A 21,518-nucleotide genomic window follows, 5' to 3' on the forward strand; every position below is an offset into this window, starting at 1 on the left:
ATCGACGCGGACCCGCCATCGTCGCGCCACCGGGCGCCTCGGGCATGAGGAGCGATGCTATCACGCAGCCGCCACCCTCACCCGTCGAACGCCCCCACCCGTCGAACGCCCCCACGCCCAGCGGATCAGAACAGGGCCAGCGGATCCACCTGCACCCGGACCGGCTCGGCGGCCTTGCGGGCGGTACGTACCCCGGCGGCCGAGTGCAGGGCCGAGGCCAGTGCGCCGGCCCGGGAGCGCGGGACGCGGATCAGCATCCGCTCCCGGTCGGAGTCGGCGGGCACCGGGCCGAGCAGTTCGGCGGCATCGGGCAGCCGGGCAGCGTCGAGCAGGTCGGCGACCGCCGCCGCCGACCCGGTGACGCTGGCCATCCGGACCGCCGGGGGGAAGCCCAGCTCGCGACGCTCGGCCAACTCCCGGGCGGCGAACCAGGCCGGATCCCAGCGCAGCAGCGCCTGCACCGGCACGAGCGCGCCGTCGGCGACCACCACCACCCGGCCGCCGGCCGCCGCCGGACGGGCCAGCGCGGCGGCGTTCAGCCACCGGCGCAGCGTCTCCTCCCCGGCCCGCAGGTCGGCCCGGGTCAGCAGGGCCCAGGCATCCAGCAGCAGCACCGCACCGAACCCGCCGTCGGCGCCCGGCTCGGCGCCCGGGGTGGCCACCACCAGGTGCGCCCCGGCCGGCACCTGGCTGAGCACCTCGTCCCGCCCGGAGGTACGCACCGGCACCCCGGGGAAGGCCCGGCCCAACTCCTCGGCGGTCCGCCGGGCACCGGTCACGGCGGCCCGCAGCCGCCGCCCGGAGCAGTGCGGACAGACGTACGCGGCAGCCACCCGGCCGCACCATCGGCAGGCCGGCGGGGCCTGGGCGGAGCCCAGCGCCAACGGGCCGGCACAGTGCGGGCAGCGCGCCGGCGTGCGGCAGTCCGCACAGGAGATCGACGGGAGGTAGCCGCGCCGTGGTACCTGCACCAGCACCGGGGTGTCCGCGGCCAGCGCGGTGCGGGCCGCCGTCCAGGCCAGGCTGGGCAGCCGGGCGGTGGCCGCCCCGGGGTCGCGGGCAAGCTGCGGGTCGTCACCGGTCGGGGTGACCGCCGGGGTACGCGCCCGGACCGTCTCCCGTGCCGCCACGATCTCCTTCGCCCAGCCGGTCTCGACCAGCAGTTGCGCCTCGGCACTCCGGGACCAGCCACCGACCAGGGCACCGGCCTCGGCAAGCTGGGCCCGGGTGAGCAGCACCTCGCGGGCGTGCGGGTACGGGGCACGGGGCTCGGCGTGCAGGTCGTCCCCGTCGTCCCAGATGGCGACCAGTCCGAGCCGGTCCACCGGGGCGAACATCGCCGCCCGGGTGCCGACCACCACTGGCACCGTGCCGCGCCGGGCGGCCAGGAACGCGCGGTAGCGCCGGGCCGGACCGAGCGCGGCGGAAAGGCAGACATGCCGCCCCGGACCGAGGGCGGCGGTGAGGGCGGCATCCAGCCGGTCCAGGTCCCGGGCGTCGGCGACCACCGCGACCGCGCCCCGGCCGCCGTGCACGGTCGCCGCAATGGCCTCGGCGTACCGGGCCGCCCAGTCCGCACCGGGCAGGGCCGAGTACACCGCCCGCGCCGGCCGCCCGGCGGTGAGGGCCCGCAGGAACCCGGGGCCGGCCGGGTAGTCCCGCCATCCGGTGTCCGGCGACGGATCGGTGGCAGCGGCCCGGAGTGGCACCGCGTCGGTGGAAGCGGCCGGGAGGGACGCCGCGTCACTCGTAGCGGCCGGGTCGGCGGCCGGTTCCCGCTCGACCCGGGCGTGCCGGGGCGGTACGGCCAGCCGGAGCACGTCGGCGAGGCTGCCCGCGTACCGGTCGGCGACCGCGCGGGCCAGGCGGAGGATCTCCGGGGCGAGGACCGGCTCCGGTGACACCAGCCGGTCCAGGTAGGTGAGTCGACCGCCGTGGTCGGACGCGGCGGCCCGGTCCAGCAGCCAGCCGTCGACCAACTGCCCGGCGAACCGGACCCGGACCCGGGTACCGGGTTGGGCGGTGTCGCCGAGTTCGGCCGGGACCAGGTAGTCGAAGGGCCGGTCGAGGTGGGCCAGGGGGATGTCGACGCAGACACGAGCGACCGGCAGCCCCGGAGCGGGCTGCCGGTCGCTGCGCCTGGTGCCGGTCAGGCTCCCGCGGCCGACTTGAGGTCGGCGGCCCGGTCGGTGCTCTCCCAGGTCAGCTCCGGCAGTTCCCGGCCGAAGTGGCCGTACGCGGCGGTCTGGGCGTAGATCGGGCGGAGCAGGTCGAGGTCGCGGATGATGGCCGCCGGACGCAGGTCGAAGACCTCGGTGATGGCCTTCTCGATGCGCTCCACGGCCACGGTCTCGGTGCCGAACGTCTCGACGAAGAGGCTCACCGGGTGCGCCTTGCCGATGGCGTACGCCACCTGCACCTCGCACCGCTCGGCCAGCCCGGCGGCGACGACGTTCTTGGCCACCCAGCGGGTGGCGTACGCGGCGGACCGGTCGACCTTGGACGGGTCCTTGCCGGAGAAGGCGCCACCGCCGTGCCGGGCGTACCCGCCGTAGGTGTCCACGATGATCTTCCGGCCGGTGAGGCCGGCGTCACCCATCGGGCCACCGATCTCGAACCGGCCGGTCGGGTTGACCAGGAGCCGGTACCCCTCGGTGTCCAGCCCGAGGCTGTCCAGTTCGGGGGCGATCACGTGCTCCCGGACGTCCGGGGTGAGCAGCGACTCCAACGAGATGTCCGCGGCGTGCTGGCTGGAGACGACCACGGTGTTGAGCCGGACCGGCCGCAGCCCCTCGTACTCGATGGTGACCTGGGTCTTGCCGTCCGGGCGGAGGTACGGAATGGTGCCGTCCTTGCGGGCCGCGGAGAGCCGCCGGGCCAGCCGGTGGGCCAGCGCGATCGGCAGCGGCATCAGCTCGGGCGTCTCGGAGCAGGCGAACCCGAACATCATGCCCTGGTCACCGGCCCCCTGGGCGTCGAGCGCGCTCTCCGAGGAACCGCTGCGCAGCTCGATCGCGTTGTCCACGCCCTGGGCGATGTCCGGCGACTGCGAACCGATCGAAACGCTGACGCCGCAGGACGCCCCGTCGAAGCCCTTCTTCGACGAGTCGTAGCCGATACCGAGAATGGTGTCCCGGACAATGGTCGGGATGTCGGCGTACGCCTTGGTGGTCACCTCACCCGCGACGTGCACCTGACCGGTGGTGATGAGGGTCTCGACCGCGACCCGGCTGTGCGGGTCCTGGGCCAGCAGCGCGTCGAGAATGCCGTCGCTGATCTGGTCTGCGATCTTGTCCGGGTGGCCTTCCGTGACCGATTCGGACGTGAAAAGGCGGCGTGCCACGGCGCTCCTAAGCGTTCGACGTTTCGTTGCGCGGCAGTCTAGCCATTGCCGCTACCGAAAGACTGTATTGGTGTCGAGGGTAAGCAAGAGTCAGGAATTGACGGACAGTCGGGCCGCCACGAGGTCCCAGACGCCGTCGGCCAGGTCCTCCTTGGGTTGCTCGGGAAACGTCCGCACGGAACCGTCCGCACCGAGCACGGTCGCGGCGTTGGTCTCCGCGCCGAACACCTTGTCGATCCCGACCTCGTTGATCACGATGAGGTCGGCCCCCTTGCGGGCCAGTTTGGCCCGGCCGTTGGCCTCGGCGTCACTGGTCTCCGCGGCGAAGATGACGAGCAGCTGACCCGGTCGGCGGTGCTGCCCCAGCTCGGCGGCGATGTCCGGGTTGGTGACCAGCTCGATCACCGGGGCGGAACCGTCCGCCGGCTTCTTGATCTTACCCGGCGCGTAGTGCGCCGGCCGGAAGTCGGCCGGTGCCGCCGCCATCACCACCACGTCCGCTCCGGCTGCGGCAGTCAGGGTCGCGGCGCGTAGCTCCTCGGTGGTGCCGACCCGGACCAGGTCGACCCCGGCCGGGTCCGGCAGCGCCACGTTGGCGGCGATCAGCGTCACCCGGGCGCCGCGCGCGGCGGCCACCCGGGCGAAGGCGTAGCCCTGTTTGCCCGACGACCGGTTACCGAGGAAACGGACCGGGTCCAGTGGTTCCCGGGTGCCACCGGCGGTGACGACCACCCGGCGACCGGCGAGGTCGGCCCGGGCCGCGACGCCCCGGGCCAGTGCCCGCCGGGCCACGGCGAAGATCGCGGCCGGGTCGGGCAGCCGCCCCTTGCCGGTGTCCGCGCCGGTCAGCCGGCCGACCGCCGGCTCGATGACCAGCACGCCCCGGCCACGCAGGGTGGCCACGTTGGCGACCGTGGCCGGATGCTCCCACATCTCGGTGTGCATGGCCGGGGCCATCACCACCGGGCAACGGGCGGTCAGGAGCGTGTTGGTGAGCAGGTCGTCGGCGAGCCCGTGCGCGGTCCGGGCCAACAGGTCGGCGGTGGCCGGAGCGACGACCACCAAATCGGCCTGCTGGCCGAGCCGGACGTGCGGCACCTCGTGCACCTCGGACCAGACGTCGTCGGCGACGGGTTGACCGGAGAGCGCGGCCCAGGTGGGCGCCCCGACGAACCGCAGGGCGGAGGCGGTCGGCACGACGCGTACCCGGTGGCCCGACTCGGTGAAGAGCCGGAGCAGTTCACAGGCCTTGTACGCGGCGATACCGCCGCCGACTCCGAGTACGACCTCGGCGGTCATCGGCGGCGGACGCCGTTACGGCTGGTCGGTCGGCTCGGCGGTGAGGAGGCCGGCGTTGATCTCACGCATCGCGATCGACAGCGGCTTCTCCTGGGGCGTGGTCTCGACCAGCGGCCCCACGTACTCCAGCAGACCTTCACCGAGCTGGCTGTAGTAGGCGTTGACCTGGCGGGCACGCTTGGCGGCGAAGATCACCAGCGCGTACTTCGACGTCGTCTTCTCCAGAAGCTCGTCGATCGGCGGGTTGGTGATGCCCTCAGGGTTGGCGATGGATCCCACGGGAGATAAACCTCTGTTTTTTCTCAACCGACGTCTCGGGCGGTGCTGACACGCGGTTGGGCCGGGGTCAGGAAAGAAGAACCGAGTAAGCCTACCAGGTCGGCTACCGCACGTTCTGGCAGGTCGGACACCAGGACGACGCCGGTGTCGGGTTCCGACCCCGGGGCGGCGCCCGGCTGGGGGTCGAGTCGCACCACCCGCGTCTGCGGCACCCTGGCCCGCACCTGTGCGGCCCCCTCGGCGTCGAGACAGAGCAGCACCGGCCGACCGGCGTGCAGTCGACGGGCGATCGGGGTCCACGGCGTGCCGTACAGGTGGCCGCCGTACTCACCCCACTCGACCAGTTCCCCGTCCCTGATCATCCGCTCGAAGAGGGGCCGGGAGACGAAGACCCGGGCATCCGTGGGCTCGTCCGGGCAGCGGGGTCGGGTGGTGGCCGGTACGGGCAGCCACACCGACGGAAAGCGCGCCCGGACCAGCGCGACCACACCGCCCCGCCCGGAACCCGAGGGTCCGGTCAGGACAGTGAGCCGAGCGGCCGGGCGCGCCCCGTCATCCAAGCTCACTGCTTGTTTCTACACGTCGCCGTGGTTCAGTTGGCGGCGAACTCCCCAAGCAGGGCCTTGCGCTGCTGGTCGCCCAGGCCACGCAGGCGACGGCTGTCGGCGATCTTGAGCTTCTCCATGATCTGGGTCGCCCGGATCTTGCCGATGCCCGGCATCGCCTGCAGGACGGCCGAAACCTTCAGCTTGCCGACGACGTCGTCCGACTCGGCCCGGTCGAGGACGGCGGCGAGGGTGGTCTTGCCCTGCTTGAGCTGCTCCTTCAGCTCGGCACGGGCTTTGCGGATCTCCGCAGCCTTCTCCAGCGCGGCTGCGCGCTGCTCAGGGGTCAGTGACGGGAGCGGCACCAGTTCTCCTCAGGTCCCTATCGCGGCGGGCGGGTCGCTCCGCCGCATCTGTGAAACGTGGTGACGCTGGGAACCAAAGGGGTACATGGTTCCCAGCGCCGGGAAAACTAGCGTTCAACGGAGCTTTCGGCAACGTGGGCGCGCGATGATCTTCGAACAGTGACCGAGTCATCAGTCAGTCACGCGGTGCGCAGCACCGCCCGGCAGTCCGCCAGCACCCGCTCGGCCGCCGCCCGCAGGGCGCCCGTGTCGGGGCCCGCGCCGAGCACCTCGCGGGAGTACGACGGCAGCACCGCCGGGAGCGCCGAGCCGAACACGGTCCGCAGATCCGCCGCGGTGGCGCCCTGCGCGCCGAGCCCCGGAGCGAGCAGCGGACCGCCCACCTGGGACAGGTCGTGTCCGGTGTCGCCGAGCGTCGCACCGACCACCAGACCGAAGCTCCCGAGCGGCTGAACACCCGCGTTGAGCTGGGAAATCTCATCGATGATGCCCTGCGCGACGGTACGCCCGTCGGCACTGCGCGCACGCTGCACCGCCGCCCCCTCCGGGTTGGAGGTGAGCGCCAGGACGAACACCCCGCCGCCGTGCGCGGCGGCCAACTCGAACATCGGAGCGAGTGAACCTACTCCCAGGTAAGGACTCGCGGTGACCGCGTCGACATACAGCGGGCTGGATGGATCAAGGTACGCCGAAGCGTAGGCGGCGACGGTCGAGCCGATGTCGCCGCGCTTGACGTCCAGCAGAACGAGCGAGCCGGCAGCACGCAACTGTCGGATAGTTGACTCTAGTACCGCCACGCCGCGCGAGCCGAACCGCTCGAAGAAGGCCGACTGGGGCTTGACCACCGCAATCCGGTCTCCCAGCGCCTCGACCACCGTCCCGCTGAACCGGGCGAGCCCCTCGACGTCGTCCGTGAGACCCCACCGGGCCAGCAGCCCGGGATGCGGGTCGATGCCCACGCAGAGCGGCCCCCGCTCGGCCATCGCCCGATGCAACCGTTCGCCGAAGCTCTCCATCACTTCCCTCTCCTCAGTAGGTGGGCCGGCCGCAGCCCGGCCACGCCGCCGGTCACCGCCGCGGCCAACGAAATCGACCGCCTCGCCGGGTCGACCGCGCCACCGGGGTCGACCGCGCCACCCGGGTATGCCGGTCACCGGGTCGTCGCCGCCACTGCGGCGGCGATCCCGGCGGTGATCCGGGCGACGTCCGCGTCGCCGGTGACGTACGGCGGCATGGTGTAGATCAGGTCCCGGAAGGGGCGCAGCCAGACCCCCTCGGCGACCGCCGCCGCGGTCGCGGCGGCGAGGTCCACCTCGTGGTCGAGCTGCACCACGCCGATCGCGCCGAGCACGCGCACGTCGGTCACCCCGGGCGCACCGCGTAACGGCGCCAGACCGGCCCGCAGCCCCGCACCCACCCTCTGCACCTCGGCCGCCCAGTTTCCGTCCCGCAGCAGCCCGATGGAGGCGTTCGCGACGGCACAGGCAAGCGGGTTGCCCATGAACGTCGGGCCGTGGGCGAGCACGCCGCCCGCCGAGATGCCCCGGGCGATCTCCGGCGTGCAGAGCGCCGCCGCGAGGGTCAGGTACCCACCGGTGAGCGCCTTGCCCACGCAGAGCACGTCCGGGCTGACCCCGGCGTGCTCCGCGGCGAACATGGTGCCGGTACGGCCGAAGCCGGTGGCGATCTCGTCGAAGATCAGCAGGACGCCGTGCTCCCGGGTCACCTCGCGCAGCACCCGCAGGTAGTGCGGGTGGTGGAAGCGCATCCCGCCGGCGCCCTGCACCACCGGCTCCACGATCACCGCGGCGAGTTCGTCGGCGTGCCGGGCCACCGCGTCGTGCAGCGCGGCGGAGTACGCCGGGTCGACCGGGGCGTCGAAGCCGGCCGGTGGCGGGTCGGCGAAGAGCTGCCGGGGCAGCACGTCGCTCCACAGGTGGTGCATGCCGCCGACCGGGTCGCAGACGCTCATCGGGTGGAAGGTGTCACCGTGGTAGCCGCCCCGCCAGGTGCCCAGCCGGTGCCGCTGGGGGTTGCCGGTCGAGCGCTGGTACTGGAGGCACATTTTGATCGCCACCTCCACACTCACCGACCCCGAGTCACACAGGAAGACCCGTTCCAGCCCCGCCGGGGCCAGCTCGACCAGGGTGGTGGCCAGCCGCACGGCGGGTTCGTGGGTCAGCCCGCCGAACATCACGTGGCTCATCCGGCCGAGCTGGTCGGTGACCGCCGCGTCCAGCACCGGGTGCCGGTACCCGTGCACGGCCGACCACCAGGACGACATCCCGTCGACCAGTTCCCGGCCGTCGGCCAGCCGCAGCCGTACCCCCTCGGCGCCGGTCACCAGGTAGGGCGGGGTGGCCGGCGGGAGCGGGGCGTACGGATGCCAGACATGCGCGGCGTCGGCGGCGAGCACCTCCTCCGGCGTCACGCCGGGATACCCGTCCGGTGCCGTCCGGCCGCCCGGGCAACCGCCCGGACCAGCCCCGGTCCCCGGTAGACGAAGCCGCTGTAGAGCTGCACCAGGCTCGCCCCGGCGTCGAACATCCGGGCCGCGTCGTCCGGGTCGACGATCCCGCCGACCCCGATGATCGGTAGCGCGCCACCGGTCTCGCGGTGCACGAAGGAGACCACCTCCCGGGCCCGCGCGGCCAGCGGCCGCCCGGAGAGCCCGCCGGTCTCGGCGCCCCGGGCGACGTCCCCGGCGGCCAGGCCGTCCCGTCCGAGGGTGGTGTTGGTGGCGATCACCCCGGCCGCGCCCCGCTCCAGGCAGACCGCCAGCAGGTCGGCGATGGCCGGCTCGGTGAGGTCCGGGGCGATCTTCACCAGCACCGGCTTCTCCCCCACCAGCGCGGCCAGCAGCGCGTCGAGGTGGTCCCGGTCCTGCAACGCGCGCAGTCCCGGGGTGTTCGGCGACGAGACGTTGACCGCGAAGTAGTCCCCGTGCCCGCGCAGCGCCCGGTACGACGACAGGTAGTCCGCCACCGCGTCGTCGAGCGCGGTGACCTTGGACTTGCCCAGTGAGATACCCAGCGGTACGCCCAGCGGCCGGGGCAGCGCGGCGAGCCGGTCGGCCAACGCGGCGGCACCGGCGTTGTTGAAGCCCATGCGGTTGATCAAGGCGGTGCTGTCGGGCAGACGGAACAGCCGGGGGCGCGGGTTGCCCGGCTGGGCATGCGCGGTCACCGTGCCGACCTCGACGAACCCGAAGCCGAGGGCCGGCCAGGCCGGCAGCGCGTGTCCGTCCTTGTCCATTCCGGCCGCCAGCCCGACCGGGTTCGGGAAGCACACCCCGAACACGGTGCGGGGATTCTCCACCGCGTACCGGGCCCGCAGCGCGGCCAGTGCCCCGGGTTGCCGGGAGAGCCCGGACAACCGGCGCAGGGTCCACTCGTGCGCGCTCTCCGCGTCTCCCTGACCGATCCGGAACAGGGCTGGCCGGACCACCCGCTCGAAGATCACCGCACACCCCCCCGATCCCGTTGATCATGAAGTTGTTGTCCGCCGGATCGGCGTGTCGCGACAACAACTTCATGATCAACCCGGCGGGAAATGCTGCCGGGAGCCCGGCGGGGAACGCTGCCGGGAGAGCTGCCGGGAGCCCGGCGGGGAGAGCTGCGGGGGGTCGGGGCGGGCGGGGTCACCGGGCGGCCGCCGCACGCAGCGCGGCGTGCAGCTCCTGGAGCGGCCGGACGGTCATGTCACCCCGGATCCGGGCCTCGATGCCCATCACCGCGGCGGCCGCACCGGGGACCGTGGTGATGCACGGGATGTCCGCGGTCACCGCAGCGCTGCGGATCTCGTACCCGTCGGAGCGGGCACTCGCCCCAGAGCCCTGCGGGGTGTTGATCACCAACGCGACGTCCCCGCCCAGGATCAGCGAGACCGCGTCCTCCCCCGCACCGGTCTCGTAGTGCTTGCGGATCAGCTCGCAGGCGATCCCGTACCGGCGCAGCACCTCACCGGTGCCGGCGGTGGCGACGATCTCGAAGCCGAGGTCGGCCAGGCGCTTGATCGGGAAGATCATGCCACGCTTGTCCCGGTTGGCCACCGACACGAAGATCTTGCCGGCGGTGGGCAGCGACCCGTACGCCGCCGACTGCGACTTGGCGAAGGCGTGCCCGAAGGAGACGTCGATGCCCATCACCTCACCGGTGGACTTCATCTCCGGCCCGAGCAGCGAGTCCACCCCGGCCCCGGTGGGGGTACGGAACCGCTTGAACGGCAGCACCGCCTCCTTCACCGCGATCGGCGCCTCGGCCGGCAACGAGCCGCCGTCCCCGGTCGCCGGCAGCAGCCCCTCGGCCCGCAGTTCGGCGATGGTGGCGCCGAGCGCGATCCGGGCCGCCGCCTTGGCCAGCGGCACCGCCGTGGCCTTGGAGACGAACGGCACGGTACGCGAGGCCCGCGGATTCGCCTCCAGCACGTAGAGCACGTCGTCCTTGAGCGCGTACTGCACGTTGAGCAGGCCCCGCACCCCGACGCCCCGGGCGATCGCCTCGGTGTACCGGCGCACCTCGGCCAGGTGCGAACCGGCGAGGGTGATCGGCGGCAGCGCGCAGGAGGAGTCCCCGGAGTGGATACCGGCCTCCTCGATGTGCTCCATCACGCCGCCGAGGTACACCTCACCGTCGGCGTCGCAGAGCGCGTCCACGTCGATCTCGATGGCGTCGTCGAGGAACCGGTCGACCAGCACCGGGTGATTCGGGGAGATGTCGGTGGCCCGGCCGATGTACGCCCGCAGGGTCGGGTCGTCGTAGACGATCTCCATGCCCCGGCCGCCGAGCACGTACGACGGTCGGACCAGCACCGGGTAGCCGATCTCGTCGGCGATCGCCTTCGCCTCGTCGTACGAGGTGGCGGTGCCGTGCGCCGGGGCCCGCAGGCCGGCCCGGCCCAGCACCGCGCCGAACGCGCCCCGGTCCTCGGCCAGGTTGATCGACTCCGGGGAGGTGCCGACGATGGGTACCCCGGCGTCCTTGAGCCGCTGGGCCAGGCCGAGCGGGGTCTGCCCGCCGAGCTGCACGACCACCCCGACCACGCCCGGCCCGCCGGCCGCCCGCCCGGACGTGTCCTCGGCGTGCACGACCTCCAGGACGTCCTCGAAGGTCAGCGGCTCGAAGTAGAGCCGGTCGGCGGTGTCGTAGTCGGTGGAGACGGTCTCCGGGTTGCAGTTGATCATGACGGTCTCGTAGCCGGCCGCCCGCAACGCCATCACCGCGTGCACGCAGGAGTAGTCGAACTCGATGCCCTGCCCGATCCGGTTCGGTCCGGAGCCGAGAATCAGCACCTTGGGCCGGTCCGAGCCGGTCACCTCGGTCTCGTCGTCGTACGACGAGTAGTGGTACGGCGTCTTCGCGGCGAACTCGGCGGCGCAGGTGTCCACCGTCTTGTAGACCGGCCGGACACCGAGCCGGTGCCGCAGGGTGCGTACCCCGTCCTCGGCCGCCAGTTCCGGGCGCAGCGCCGCCAACTGGCGGTCCGACAGCCCGGCCCGCTTGGCCCGGCGCAGCAGGTCGGCGTCGAGGACAGCCGCAGAGATGATCTCCGCGCGCAGCTCGACCAGAGCGGCGATCTGGTCCAGGAACCACGGGTCGATCCCGCCGGAAGCAGCGCAGACCTGGCCGATCGTGGCGCCCAACCGCAGCGCCCGCTCGACCGTGTAGAGCCGGCCGTCGTGCGGTACGCGCAGCGCGTCGAGAGTGTTCTCCAGGGTGGCCCCGGCCGGGTCCGGCTGGGTCCAGAACCCGGCGGCCTTGGTCTCCATCGAGCGCATCGCCTTGTTCAGCGCCTCGGTGAAGTTACGGCCCAGGCTCATCGCCTCGCCCACCGACTTCATGGTGGTGGTCAGCTCCGGGTCGGCGCCGGGGAACTTCTCGAACGCGAACCGGGGAATCTTCACCACCACGTAGTCCAGGGTCGGCTCGAACGCGGCCGGGGTGGCGAGGGTGATGTCGTTGGGGATCTCGTCCAGGGTGTAGCCGATGGCCAGCTTCGCGGCGATCTTGGCGATCGGGAAGCCGGTCGCCTTCGACGCCAGCGCCGAGGACCGGGACACCCGGGGGTTCATCTCGATGACCACCAGCCGGCCGTCGGCCGGGTTCACCGCGAACTGGATGTTGCAGCCACCGGTGTCCACCCCGACCTCCCGCAGCACCGCGATGCCGAGATCGCGCAGCCGCTGGTACTCCCGGTCGGTCAGGGTCATCGCCGGCGCCACGGTGACGCTGTCCCCGGTGTGCACGCCCATCGGGTCGACGTTCTCGATCGAGCAGACCACCACGACGTTGTCGTTGCGGTCCCGCATGAGTTCGAGCTCGTACTCCTTCCAGCCGAGCACGCTCTCCTCGATCAGCACCTCGTGCACCGGGCTGGCGGCCAGGCCGCTGCCGGCGATCCGCTCCAGGTCCTCGGTGGTGTGCGCCATCCCGGAACCCAGCCCACCCATGGTGAACGACGGGCGGATCACCACCGGCAGGCCCAGTTCGGCGACCGTGGCGTGCACCTCGTCCATGGAGTGGCAGACCCGGGACCGCGGCACCAGGTTCGACGGGTCGTCGAACCCGGCCCGGACCCCGGCCTTGGCCACGATCTCCTTGAACAGCTGCCGGTCCTCACCGCGCCGGATCGCGTCGATGTTCGCGCCGATCAGCTCGACGCCGTACTTGTCCAGCACGCCCGCCTCGTAGAGGGCGACCGCAGTGTTCAACGCGGTCTGCCCGCCCAGGGTGGGCAGCAGGGCGTCCGGCCGTTCCTTGGCGATGACCAGCTCGACGAACTCCGGGGTGATCGGCTCGACGTAGGTGGCGTCGGCGAACTCCGGGTCGGTCATGATGGTCGCCGGGTTGGAGTTGACCAGACTGACCCGCAGCCCCTCGCCGCGCAGTACCCGGCACGCCTGGGTGCCGGAGTAGTCGAACTCACAGGCCTGGCCGATGACGATCGGCCCGGAGCCGATCACCATGACGTGCTTCAGATCGGTCCGCTTAGGCATTCTTACCCTCAATCAACTCCGCGAAGCGGTCGAACAGGTAGTCCGCGTCGTGCGGGCCGGCCGCCGCCTCCGGGTGGTACTGCACGGTGAACGCGGGCACATCCAGTGCCCGCAGCCCCTCGACCACATTGTCGTTGAGGCAGACATGACTGACCTGGACCCCGCCGAAGTCGGTCTGGACGACCTGGTCCGGCACCACCGCACCCGGCTCGGTACCCGGCCAGGCGACCGCGAAGCCGTGGTTGTGGCTGGTCACCTCGACCTTGCCGGTGGCCCGGTCCAGCACCGGCTGGTTGACCCCCCGGTGGCCGTACCCGAGCTTGTAGGTGCCGAAGCCGAGCGTCCGGCCGAGGATCTGGCTGCCGAAGCAGATACCGAACAGCGGGATCCGGCGGCGCAGCACCTCGGTGGCCAGCGCCACCGGGTGCTCGGCGGTGGCCGGGTCGCCCGGGCCGGGTGAGAAGAAGACCGCGTCCGCCCCGGTGGCGAGCAGATCCTCGATCGTCGACGACGCGGGCAGCACGTGGGTGGTCACCCCGCGCGCGGCCAGCCGGCGCGGCACGTTGCGCTTGATGCCCAGGTCCAGGGCGGCCACCGTGTACCGGTGCTCCCCCTCCGCCTCGACCACGTACGGCTTGGCGGTGGTCACCTCGGCGGACAGGTTCGCGCCCACCATCGGCGGGGACTGGCGGACCCGGGCCAGCAGGGCCCGGGGGTCGTCGTCCAGGCTGGACACCCCGACCCGCATGGCGCCCCGCTCCCGCAGGTGCCGGGTCAGCGCCCGAGTGTCGACCCCGCTGATACCGACCACACCCTCGGCGGCCAGCCGGTCCTCCAGCCCGCCCGAGGACCGCCAGTTCGAGCCGATCCGGGCCGGGTCGCGGACCACGTACCCGGCCACCCAGATCCGGCCGGACTCGTCGTCCTCGCCGTTGACCCCGGTGTTGCCGATGTGCGGCGCGGTCTGCACCACCACCTGCCGGTGGTAGGACGGGTCGGTGAGGGTCTCCTGGTAACCGGTCATCCCGGTGTTGAACACGGCCTCGCCGAAGGTCTCCCCGACACTGCCGTAGGCCTCGCCGTGGAACGTCCGCCCGTCCTCCAGGACGAGGATCGCGGATCTGCGCCTGCTCACTGAGTCACCTTTCCGTTCGCGACTGCGGGACTCGCAAGCTCGTTCCTCGCGCTCACCCTGTCACCTTGTCCGTTCGCGACTGCGGGACTCGCAAGCTCGTTCCTCGCGCTCACCGCGTCACCTTTCCGTTTACGTCTGCGCTCCGCTGCGCTGCGTTCCTCGCGCTCACCGGACTGCCTTTCCGTCGAGGACGGTCGGTTCGCCGTGCAGGAAGGTGGCGACGATCCGACCGGGTAGCGCCATGCCGGCGTACGGCGTGTTGCGGCTGCGGCTGGCCAGTTCCGACGGCTCGACGGTCCGCCGGGCGGCCGGGTCGACCAGGGTCAGGTTCGCCGGGACGCCCGGCGCCGGGTCGACGCCGTGCCCGGTCAGGCCGGCGATCCGGGCGGGGCTGCGGGACATCCGCTCGGCGATCAGGTCCCACTGCGGGCCCAGCACGTCGAGCACGATCGACAGTGCGGTCTCCAGCCCGAGCATGCCGGGCCGGGCGTACGCCCACTCGCACTCCTTGTCCTCCACCCCGTGCGGGGCGTGGTCGGTGGCAACCACGTCGATCACGCCCTCGACCAGTGCGGTGCGCAGTGCGGTGACGTCGGCGGCGGTACGCAGCGGCGGGTTGACCTTGAAGACCGGGTCGTAGCTGACCGCCCGCTCGTCGGTCAGCAGCAGGTGGTGCGGGGTCACCTCGGCGGTGACCCGGATCCCCCGGGCCTTGGCCTGGCGCAGCACCTCGACGCTGCCCGCGGTGGAGACGTGGCAGACGTGCAGGCGGCTGCCGACATGCTCGGTGAGCAGCACGTCCCGGGCGATGATCGCCTCCTCGGCGACCGCCGGCCAGCCGGTCAGCCCGAGCCGGGTGGAGACCTCCCCCTCGTGCATCTGGGCGCCCTCGGTCAGCCGGGGTTCCTCGGCGTGCTGGGCGATGATCCCGTCGAACGCCTTGACGTACTCCAGGGCGCGGCGCATCAGCCGGGGGTCGGCCACGCAGAACCCGTCGTCGGAGAAGATCCGGACCCCGGCGGCGGAGCTGGCCATCGCGCCCAACTCGGCCAGGTGCTCACCGGCCAGCCCGACGGTCACCGCACCGATCGGCTGCACGTCGACCAGCCCGGCCTCCCGGCCGAGCCGCCAGACCTGCTCGACCACACCGGCGGTGTCGGCGACCGGGGAGGTGTTCGCCATCGCGAAGACCGCGGTGTAGCCGCCGAGCGCGGCGGCCCGGGAACCGGACTCGACGGTCTCGGCGTCCTCCCGGCCCGGCTCGCGCAGGTGGGTGTGCAGGTCGACCAGACCGGGCAGGGCGACCAGCCCGTCCGCGTCGACGGTCAGCGCACCGGCGGCGTCCAGACCACGGCCGGTCTCGACCACCACGCCGTCACGGATGAGCAGGTCGGTCGGGGCGGCGCCAACGACGCTGGCCCCCTTGATGAGGTACGTGGGCACGGGTTATTTCCCCCCGAGGAGCAGGTAGAGGACGGCCATCCGGACGGAGACCCCGTTGGTGACCTGTTCGACGATCGTGGAGCGGGGCGAGTCGGCGACCTCCGGGGAGATCTCCATGCCCCGGTTCATAGGGCCGGGGTGCATGACGATGGCGTGTTCGGCCAGCCGACGCATCCGGGTCGCGTCCAGCCCGTAACGGCGGGCGTACTCGCGGGCCGACGGGAAGTAGGAGTCCCCCATCCGTTCCCGCTGCACCCGCAGCATCATCACCACGTCGGCGTCGGGCAGCACCGCGTCCAGGTCGTAGGAGACCTGGGTACCGGGGGCGAGTGCGGTCGGGATGTCGACCGGGATCAGGGTCGGCGGACCGACCAGGGTGACCTTCGCGCCGAGGGTGGACAGCAGCAGCACGTTGGACCGGGCGACCCGGCTGTGCAGCACGTCCCCCACGATCGCCACGGAGAGTCCGGCGAGCCGGCCCAGCCGGGAGCGCATCGTGTACGCGTCGAGCAGTGCCTGGGTGGGGTGCTCGTGGGTGCCGTCCCCGGCGTTGACCACCGACCCGTCGACCCAGTCGGCCAGTCGGTGCGGGGCGCCGGAGGCGGGGTGGCGGACCACCACCGCGTCGGCCCCCATCGCCTGGAGGGTCAGCGCGGTGTCCTTCAGGCTCTCGCCCTTGGCCACGCTGGACCCCTTGGCCGAAAAGTTGATCACGTCGGCGGAGAGCCGCTTCGCCGCCGCCTCGAACGAGATCCGGGTCCGGGTGGAGTCCTCGTAGAAGAGGTTGACCACGGTCCGGCCGCGCAGCGCGGGCAGCTTCTTGACCTCCCGGCCCGCCACGGTGGCCATCTCGGCGGCGGTGTCGAGGATCAGGGTGGCGGTGTCGGCGTCCAGATCGGCGGCGGAGAGCAGGTGTCTGATCATGGCTGGGCCCACCCTTCGTTCGCGACTGCGGGGCTCGCAAGCTCGCTCCTCGCGCTCACCGAGCCCACCCCGAAGAGCCGGACCTCGTCGACGCCGTCGGTCTCGGCGAGGGTGACCCGGACGTTCTCCGACAGCGCGGTCGGGATGTTCTTGCCCACGTAGTCGGCCCGGATCGGCAACTGCCGGTGGCCCCGGTCGACCAGCACGGCGAGCTGCACCGAACTGGGCCGACCCAGGTCGCTCAGCGCGTCCAGAGCGGCCCGGATGGTCCGGCCGGAGAAGAGCACGTCGTCGACGAGGACGATCCGCTTGCCGTCGATGCCGCCCGGCGGTACCTGGGTCGGGCCGACCTTCCGGGTCGCGTGCCGGCGCAGGTCGTCGCGGTAGAGCGTGATGTCGAGCACACCGACCGGTACGTCGACGGCCTCGAAGGCGTTGATCCGGTCGGCCAGCCGGCGGGCCAGCGGCGCCCCCCGGGTCGGGATGCCGAGCAGAACGGTGTCCGCAGCGCCCTGGGTCTTCTCCAGGATCTGGTGGGCGATCCGGTCCACCACGCGCTGGACGTCAGCGCTGGTCAGAATCACCTTTACGGACGGTGGCTGGGCCACCTGGTCAGCGGTGCCGGAAGGCACCGGGGGTTGGGCGGCCTGCGGGTAGGCCACGGCGGACCTCCTTCCCCGCCTCACGGGACGGGTCGTTAAAGGATGTCGGATGCGATCGGGCCGGTCCGGTCCCGATCGGGGCTCCCGGCCACGTTACCAGTGGTCAGAGCACCTGCTGCGGCGGGTCACTGATCACCGGGTCAGGTACGGAGGAAACCGGATAACTTTCCATGTTCTTCCGGACAGGTGGGTCATGAACACTTGACCACGTGTCGCAATCCCCGTACCGTCACGCTCCGTAGCGATACCTGCGAGAACCCCGAGCAGCACTGGGAGTGTCCGAATGCCCTCTGAATACGCCAAGTCGCTGGGCGCCCGCCTGCGTTCCATCCGCCAGCAGCAGGGGCTCTCCCTGCAAGGGGTGGAGGAGAAGTCGAACGGGCGATGGAAGGCGGTCGTGGTCGGCTCGTACGAGCGCGGCGACCGCGCCGTCACCGTCTCCCGCCTGGCGGAGCTGGCCGACTTCTACCGCGTACCCGTCTCGGAGCTGCTGCCCGACGGCAGCGGGGTGCGGCACGAGCCCACCAACAAGATCGTCCTGGACCTGGAGCGGCTGTACGACGACGGCTCTGAGGAGCTGGCCTACGTCGCCCGCTACGCCAAGGCCATCCAGCAGCAGCGGGGTGACTACAACGGCCGCGTGCTCTCCATCCGCGCCGACGACCTGCGGGCGCTCGCGATCGTCTACGACGCCTCGCCGTCCGGCCTGATCGAGCGGCTCACCGAGCACGGTGTGCTGGTCGCCGACCCGCGGGCGTTCTTCGCCTCCTGAGGTCCAGCGTCCGCCGGGACACACGTGAAGGGGCCCGCGCCAGTTGGCGCGGGCCCCTTCAACAGTGTCGCGGTCAGCGGGTGGCGTACTCGGCGATCCGGCCGAGCACCCCGTTGAGGAAGCGCGGGGAGTCGTCCGTCGACATCTGCCGGGCCAACTCGACCGCCTCGGTGATCGCCACCGCATCGTCGATCTCGTCGACGTAGAGCAACTCGTAGACGGCGATCCGGGCCAGGTTACGGTCGACCACCGGCATCCGGTCCAACGTCCAGCCCTCGGTGTAGCTGGCGATCACCTCGTCGATCCGGGACAGGTGGGCCGCGACCCCCTCGACCAGGCTGACCGTGTAGCCGATGTGCTCCGGGCGGGGCCGCTCGATGCGGTCCAGGTAGCTGGCGAGCACCTCGACGGGGGGCCGGTCCCGCAGGTCGGCCTCGTAGAGGACGTCCAGTGCCCGCTTACGCGCCTTGCGGCGCGCCGGCATCTGCTGCTTGGGACCCTCGGCCATCAGGCTCGGCCGAGGTAACGGCCGTCGCGGGTGTCGACCTTGATCTTCTCACCGGTGGTGATGAAGAGCGGCACCGGAACGGTGGCGCCGGTCTCGACCGTCGCCGGCTTGGTGCCACCGGTCGACCGGTCGCCCTGCAGACCCGGCTCGGTGTACGTGACCTCCAGCACCACGCTGGTCGGCAGCTCGATGTAGAGCGGCACGCCCTCGTGGGTGGCGACGATCGCCTCGGCCTCGGGGAGCAGGTAGTTGGCGGCCTCGCCGACCGTGCCGCCGGGCACGGTGATCTGGTCGAACGTCTCCAGGTCCATGAAGACGAAGTCCTCGCCGTCGGCGTAGAGGTACTGCATGGTGCGCTTGTCGACGGTGGCGGTGTCGACCTTGGTCCCCGCGTTGAAGGTCTTGTCGACGACCTTGCCGGAGAGCACGTTCTTCAGCGTGGTGCGCACGAACGCGCCGCCCTTGCCGGGCTTGACGTGCTGGAACTCCACGACGGCCCACAGCTCGCCGTCGAGGTTGAGCACCAGGCCGTTCTTGAGGTCGTTGGTGGTGGCCATTTCCTGCCTTGATCTTCAATTGGCGGACAGACCTGGCAAGTCTACTAGCTCACCGGATCCACGCTGTCAGGCGCCGGAACCAGCCGGTTCACCGGCGAGGCCGGCGATGTGGCGCAGGGCGAGCCGGTAGCCGTCCACGCCCAGACCGCAGATCACCCCGGTGGCCACCGCGGAGACCACCGAGTGGTGCCGGAACGACTCCCGGGCGTGGATGTTGGAGATGTGCACCTCGACCAGCGGGGCACGCAGCAGCGCGCAGGCGTCCCGGACCGCGTACGAGTAGTGCGACCAGGCGGCCGGGTTGAGCACCACCGGCGCCTGTTCGTCGGCGGCGGCGTGCAGCCAGCCGACCAGTTCGTGCTCGGCGTCGGTCTGCCGGACGGTGACGTCCAGCCCCAGCTCCCGCCCGGTGGACTCGCAGCGCGACACCAGGTCGGCGTAGCTGGTCACCCCGTAGACGTCGACCTGCCGGGTACCGAGCCGACCCAGGTTCACCCCGTTGAGGACGTACACCTTTCTCATGAGCTGATCTCCTGGAAGGCGGCGTGCAGCAGCTCGTCCTCCGGCCCGTCCAGGATCCCCGGCCGGGCCAGCCCGTCGAGTACCACGAAACGCAGCCGGGCACCGCGGGCCTTCTTGTCCACCCGCATCGCGGCCAGCAGGTCCGGCCAGGCGTCGGCCCGGTACCCGGTGGGCAGCCCGAGCGCCGCCATCGCGGTGCGGTGGCGGGCGGCGGTGGCCTCGTCCAGCCGGCCGGACAGGCGGCCGAGCGCACCGGCGTAGACCGTGCCGACGCTGACCGCGTGGCCGTGCCGCCACCGGTACCCCTCGACCTTCTCGATCGCGTGGGCCAGGGTGTGGCCGTAGTTGAGGATCTCCCGCAGCCCGGACTCGCGCAGGTCGCCGGAGACCACGTCGGCCTTGACCCGGACCGCCCGTTCGATCAGCTCCCGGACCACCGGCGAGGTCGGGTCGGTCGCCGCCGCCGGGTCGGACTCGACCAGGTCGAGGATCACCGGGTCGGCGATGAACCCGCACTTGACCACCTCGGCCAGCCCGGCGGCCAGGTCGGCCGGGGGCAGGCTGTCCAGGGTCGCCAGGTCGGCCAGTACCCCGGCCGGCGGGTGGAACGCGCCGACCAGGTTCTTGCCGGCGGCGGTGTTGATGCCGGTCTTGCCACCCACCGCCGCGTCGACCATGCCGAGCAGCGAGGTGGACACCGGCACCCAGCGCACCCCGCGCAGCCAGCAGGCCGCGACGAACCCGGCCAGGTCGGTGACCGCGCCGCCGCCCACCCCGACGACCACGTCGGTACGGGTGAAGCCGGCTGCGCCGAGCCGGTCCCAGCAGTGCGCCGCCACGTCGATCTGCTTGCCGGCCTCGGCGTCCGGTACCTCGATCAGCAGCGGCTCGATGCCGGCGGCGCCGAGCCGCGCGGCGATGCCGTCGGCCAGCTCCCGCAGCGGGGGCGCGTGCAGGACGGCCGCCCGGGTCGCCCCGGTCAGCAGTGCGGGCAGGGAGTCGAGCAGGTCACGCCCGACGAGTACGTCGTACGGCCGTTCGCCGCCGACCGGAATGCGGGTCACCTCGTCCATCGGCAGTGAGCCTAGCCGGCCCCGCCCGGATCACCGGTCTCCGTCCCACCACCGGCCGCCACCGGAGCAGTCCCCCGCTCGGCGAAGCCGGCCAGCCGGGCGGCCCAGGTGGCGACCTCGCCCCGAAGCTCGTCGGGCCGCCGGACGGTGAACGGCCAGCCGAGTCCGGCGAGCAGCTGGGCCATCCCGTCCAGGCGTTCGGCGTACGCCCGCAGCAGCACCCCGCCGTCCACCCCGGTCAGCTCGGCCACGCTGGGCGGTACCCGCCGGCGGGCGGTGGCCAGGTCGGTCTCCAGCAGCACCACCACCTCCCACCGGTACGGCACGTTCGCCAGGGAGCGGGTCACCTGGGCCACCGGATCGAAGTCGGCCGGCATGGTGAAGCTTCCCGGGCCGGGGTCGGCCGTGTCGATCCGGTCCAACCGGAAGGTGCGCAGTTCACCCCGGAGGTGGTCGTGTCCGGTGAGGTACCACCGGCCGGCGTGGAAGACCAGCCCGTACGGGTCGACGGTCCGTCGGGTGGGCGTACCGCCGGAGGACCGGTAACCGATGGTGACCCGGTGCCGGGCACGGGTCGCCGCACCGAGGGCGAGCAGGATGCCGGTGGCCGGCCGGTCGACGGTCCCGGTCCGGCGCAGGGTGAACCCGAGACTGGACTGGACGGCGGCGAGCCGGTCGGCGAGCGCGACCGGGAGCACCCGACTGATCTTGGCCAGCGCCAGCGCGGTGGCCGGCTGGTCGGTACCGAGACCGAGGCGTTCGGCGGCGACCAGACCGAGCACCACGGCCACCGCCTCGTCGTCGGTGAACATCAGCGGAGGCAGCTTGAAGCCGGGGCCGAGCCGGTAGCCGCCGTACCGGCCCCGGTCGGCGCGTACCGGGATACCCAACTCGACCAGGGTGGTGGCGTACCGGCGTACGGTGCGCTCGTCGACGCCGAGCCGGCGGGCCAGCTCGGCGCCGGACAACCGGTGGTGGCTCTGGAGCAGTTCCAGCATGCCGAGCACCCGGCCAGCCGGATGTGACACCAGACACACTCCTTAACCGGGCGGATCCCGTCCGGATTCGATCGTACGGTTCCCCTACCGCACAGCGAC

General features: G+C 72.2%; 20 protein-coding genes. 1 reads left to right on the plus strand and 19 read right to left on the minus strand.

Features of this window, described 5'->3' with window-relative positions:
- Positions 1 to 125 precede the first annotated feature (125 nt).
- The 14 genes from V6U90_RS09670 to pyrR form a co-directional block, all read right to left on the minus strand.
- Positions 126 to 2,111 carry a primosomal protein N' gene (locus tag V6U90_RS09670; protein ID WP_334433806.1) on the minus strand — a complete coding sequence of 662 codons (1,986 nt, stop codon included), beginning with the start codon at positions 2,109 to 2,111 and terminating at the stop codon, positions 126 to 128.
- Positions 2,112 to 2,149: 38 nt separating this feature from the next.
- Positions 2,150 to 3,343 (minus strand): methionine adenosyltransferase, encoded by a 1,194-nt coding sequence (gene metK / locus V6U90_RS09675; RefSeq protein ID WP_334433602.1) that lies wholly within the window; start codon positions 3,341 to 3,343, stop codon positions 2,150 to 2,152.
- A 90-nt stretch (positions 3,344 to 3,433) separates the two neighbouring features.
- The gene (coaBC, locus tag V6U90_RS09680) at positions 3,434 to 4,642 is read right to left on the minus strand and encodes a bifunctional phosphopantothenoylcysteine decarboxylase/phosphopantothenate--cysteine ligase CoaBC (RefSeq protein WP_334433604.1); all 1,209 of its coding nucleotides are present in this window, start codon (positions 4,640 to 4,642) and stop codon (positions 3,434 to 3,436) included.
- Between the two features lie 15 nt (positions 4,643 to 4,657).
- Positions 4,658 to 4,921, minus strand: a complete 264-nt coding sequence (gene rpoZ / locus V6U90_RS09685) for a DNA-directed RNA polymerase subunit omega (RefSeq protein ID WP_007075826.1) — start codon at positions 4,919 to 4,921, stop codon at positions 4,658 to 4,660.
- A gap of 23 nt (positions 4,922 to 4,944) precedes the next feature.
- Positions 4,945 to 5,487 carry a guanylate kinase gene (locus V6U90_RS09690; protein WP_334433653.1) on the minus strand — a complete coding sequence of 181 codons (543 nt, stop codon included), beginning with the start codon at positions 5,485 to 5,487 and terminating at the stop codon, positions 4,945 to 4,947.
- 26 nt (positions 5,488 to 5,513) lie between these two features.
- A complete protein-coding gene (gene mihF, locus V6U90_RS09695; RefSeq protein WP_123601181.1) occupies positions 5,514 to 5,831 on the minus strand; it encodes an integration host factor, actinobacterial type in 318 nt (105 codons plus the stop codon).
- A gap of 179 nt (positions 5,832 to 6,010) precedes the next feature.
- Complete coding sequence (gene pyrF / locus V6U90_RS09700; RefSeq protein WP_334433807.1) at positions 6,011 to 6,847, minus strand: orotidine-5'-phosphate decarboxylase; 837 nt, start codon at positions 6,845 to 6,847, stop codon at positions 6,011 to 6,013.
- A gap of 134 nt (positions 6,848 to 6,981) precedes the next feature.
- Positions 6,982 to 8,262: an adenosylmethionine--8-amino-7-oxononanoate transaminase gene (locus V6U90_RS09705; RefSeq protein ID WP_334433661.1), complete on the minus strand. Its 1,281-nt coding sequence runs from the start codon at positions 8,260 to 8,262 to the stop codon at positions 6,982 to 6,984.
- Entirely contained in the window at positions 8,259 to 9,293 is a 1,035-nt protein-coding gene (locus V6U90_RS09710; RefSeq protein ID WP_334433663.1) for a quinone-dependent dihydroorotate dehydrogenase, read from the minus strand. Before V6U90_RS09710 ends, V6U90_RS09705 begins: the two co-directional genes overlap by 4 nt.
- 178 nt (positions 9,294 to 9,471) lie before the next feature.
- Positions 9,472 to 12,825: a carbamoyl-phosphate synthase large subunit gene (gene carB, locus V6U90_RS09715; protein ID WP_334433665.1), complete on the minus strand. Its 3,354-nt coding sequence runs from the start codon at positions 12,823 to 12,825 to the stop codon at positions 9,472 to 9,474.
- Positions 12,818 to 13,960, minus strand: coding sequence for a glutamine-hydrolyzing carbamoyl-phosphate synthase small subunit (gene carA, locus V6U90_RS09720; protein ID WP_334433667.1), 1,143 nt, complete (start codon positions 13,958 to 13,960; stop codon positions 12,818 to 12,820). Before carA ends, carB begins: the two co-directional genes overlap by 8 nt.
- 165 nt (positions 13,961 to 14,125) lie before the next feature.
- A complete protein-coding gene (locus tag V6U90_RS09725; RefSeq protein WP_334433669.1) occupies positions 14,126 to 15,403 on the minus strand; it encodes a dihydroorotase in 1,278 nt (425 codons plus the stop codon).
- A 3-nt stretch (positions 15,404 to 15,406) separates the two neighbouring features.
- Entirely contained in the window at positions 15,407 to 16,327 is a 921-nt protein-coding gene (locus tag V6U90_RS09730) for an aspartate carbamoyltransferase catalytic subunit (protein ID WP_334433672.1), read from the minus strand.
- Positions 16,324 to 16,989, minus strand: a complete 666-nt coding sequence (pyrR, locus tag V6U90_RS09735) for a bifunctional pyr operon transcriptional regulator/uracil phosphoribosyltransferase PyrR (protein ID WP_334433674.1) — start codon at positions 16,987 to 16,989, stop codon at positions 16,324 to 16,326. Before pyrR ends, V6U90_RS09730 begins: the two co-directional genes overlap by 4 nt.
- A gap of 283 nt (positions 16,990 to 17,272) precedes the next feature.
- On the opposite strand from pyrR, the gene bldD reads away from it, so the two are divergent.
- On the plus strand, positions 17,273 to 17,761 hold the full coding sequence (bldD, locus tag V6U90_RS09740; protein WP_208814321.1) for a transcriptional regulator BldD: 489 nt from the start codon (positions 17,273 to 17,275) through the stop codon (positions 17,759 to 17,761).
- A gap of 73 nt (positions 17,762 to 17,834) precedes the next feature.
- On the opposite strand, the gene nusB is transcribed toward bldD, so the two are convergent.
- The 5 genes from nusB to V6U90_RS09765 form a co-directional block, all read right to left on the minus strand.
- The gene (nusB, locus tag V6U90_RS09745; RefSeq protein ID WP_334433809.1) at positions 17,835 to 18,245 is read right to left on the minus strand and encodes a transcription antitermination factor NusB; all 411 of its coding nucleotides are present in this window, start codon (positions 18,243 to 18,245) and stop codon (positions 17,835 to 17,837) included.
- A gap of 23 nt (positions 18,246 to 18,268) precedes the next feature.
- Positions 18,269 to 18,826 (minus strand): elongation factor P, encoded by a 558-nt coding sequence (efp, locus tag V6U90_RS09750; protein WP_208814320.1) that lies wholly within the window; start codon positions 18,824 to 18,826, stop codon positions 18,269 to 18,271.
- 66 nt (positions 18,827 to 18,892) lie between these two features.
- On the minus strand, positions 18,893 to 19,348 hold the full coding sequence (gene aroQ, locus V6U90_RS09755; RefSeq protein WP_334433681.1) for a type II 3-dehydroquinate dehydratase: 456 nt from the start codon (positions 19,346 to 19,348) through the stop codon (positions 18,893 to 18,895).
- On the minus strand, positions 19,345 to 20,421 hold the full coding sequence (gene aroB, locus V6U90_RS09760; RefSeq protein ID WP_334433683.1) for a 3-dehydroquinate synthase: 1,077 nt from the start codon (positions 20,419 to 20,421) through the stop codon (positions 19,345 to 19,347). The genes aroQ and aroB overlap by 4 nt, the downstream gene beginning before the upstream one ends.
- Positions 20,422 to 20,432: 11 nt before the next feature.
- Positions 20,433 to 21,449, minus strand: a complete 1,017-nt coding sequence (locus tag V6U90_RS09765; RefSeq protein ID WP_334433685.1) for a helix-turn-helix transcriptional regulator — start codon at positions 21,447 to 21,449, stop codon at positions 20,433 to 20,435.
- Positions 21,450 to 21,518: the final 69 nt, after the last annotated feature.

The sequence above is a fragment of the Micromonospora sp. CPCC 206060 genome (genome assembly GCF_036906895.1).
Taxonomy (GTDB): Bacteria; Actinomycetota; Actinomycetes; order Mycobacteriales; family Micromonosporaceae; genus Micromonospora.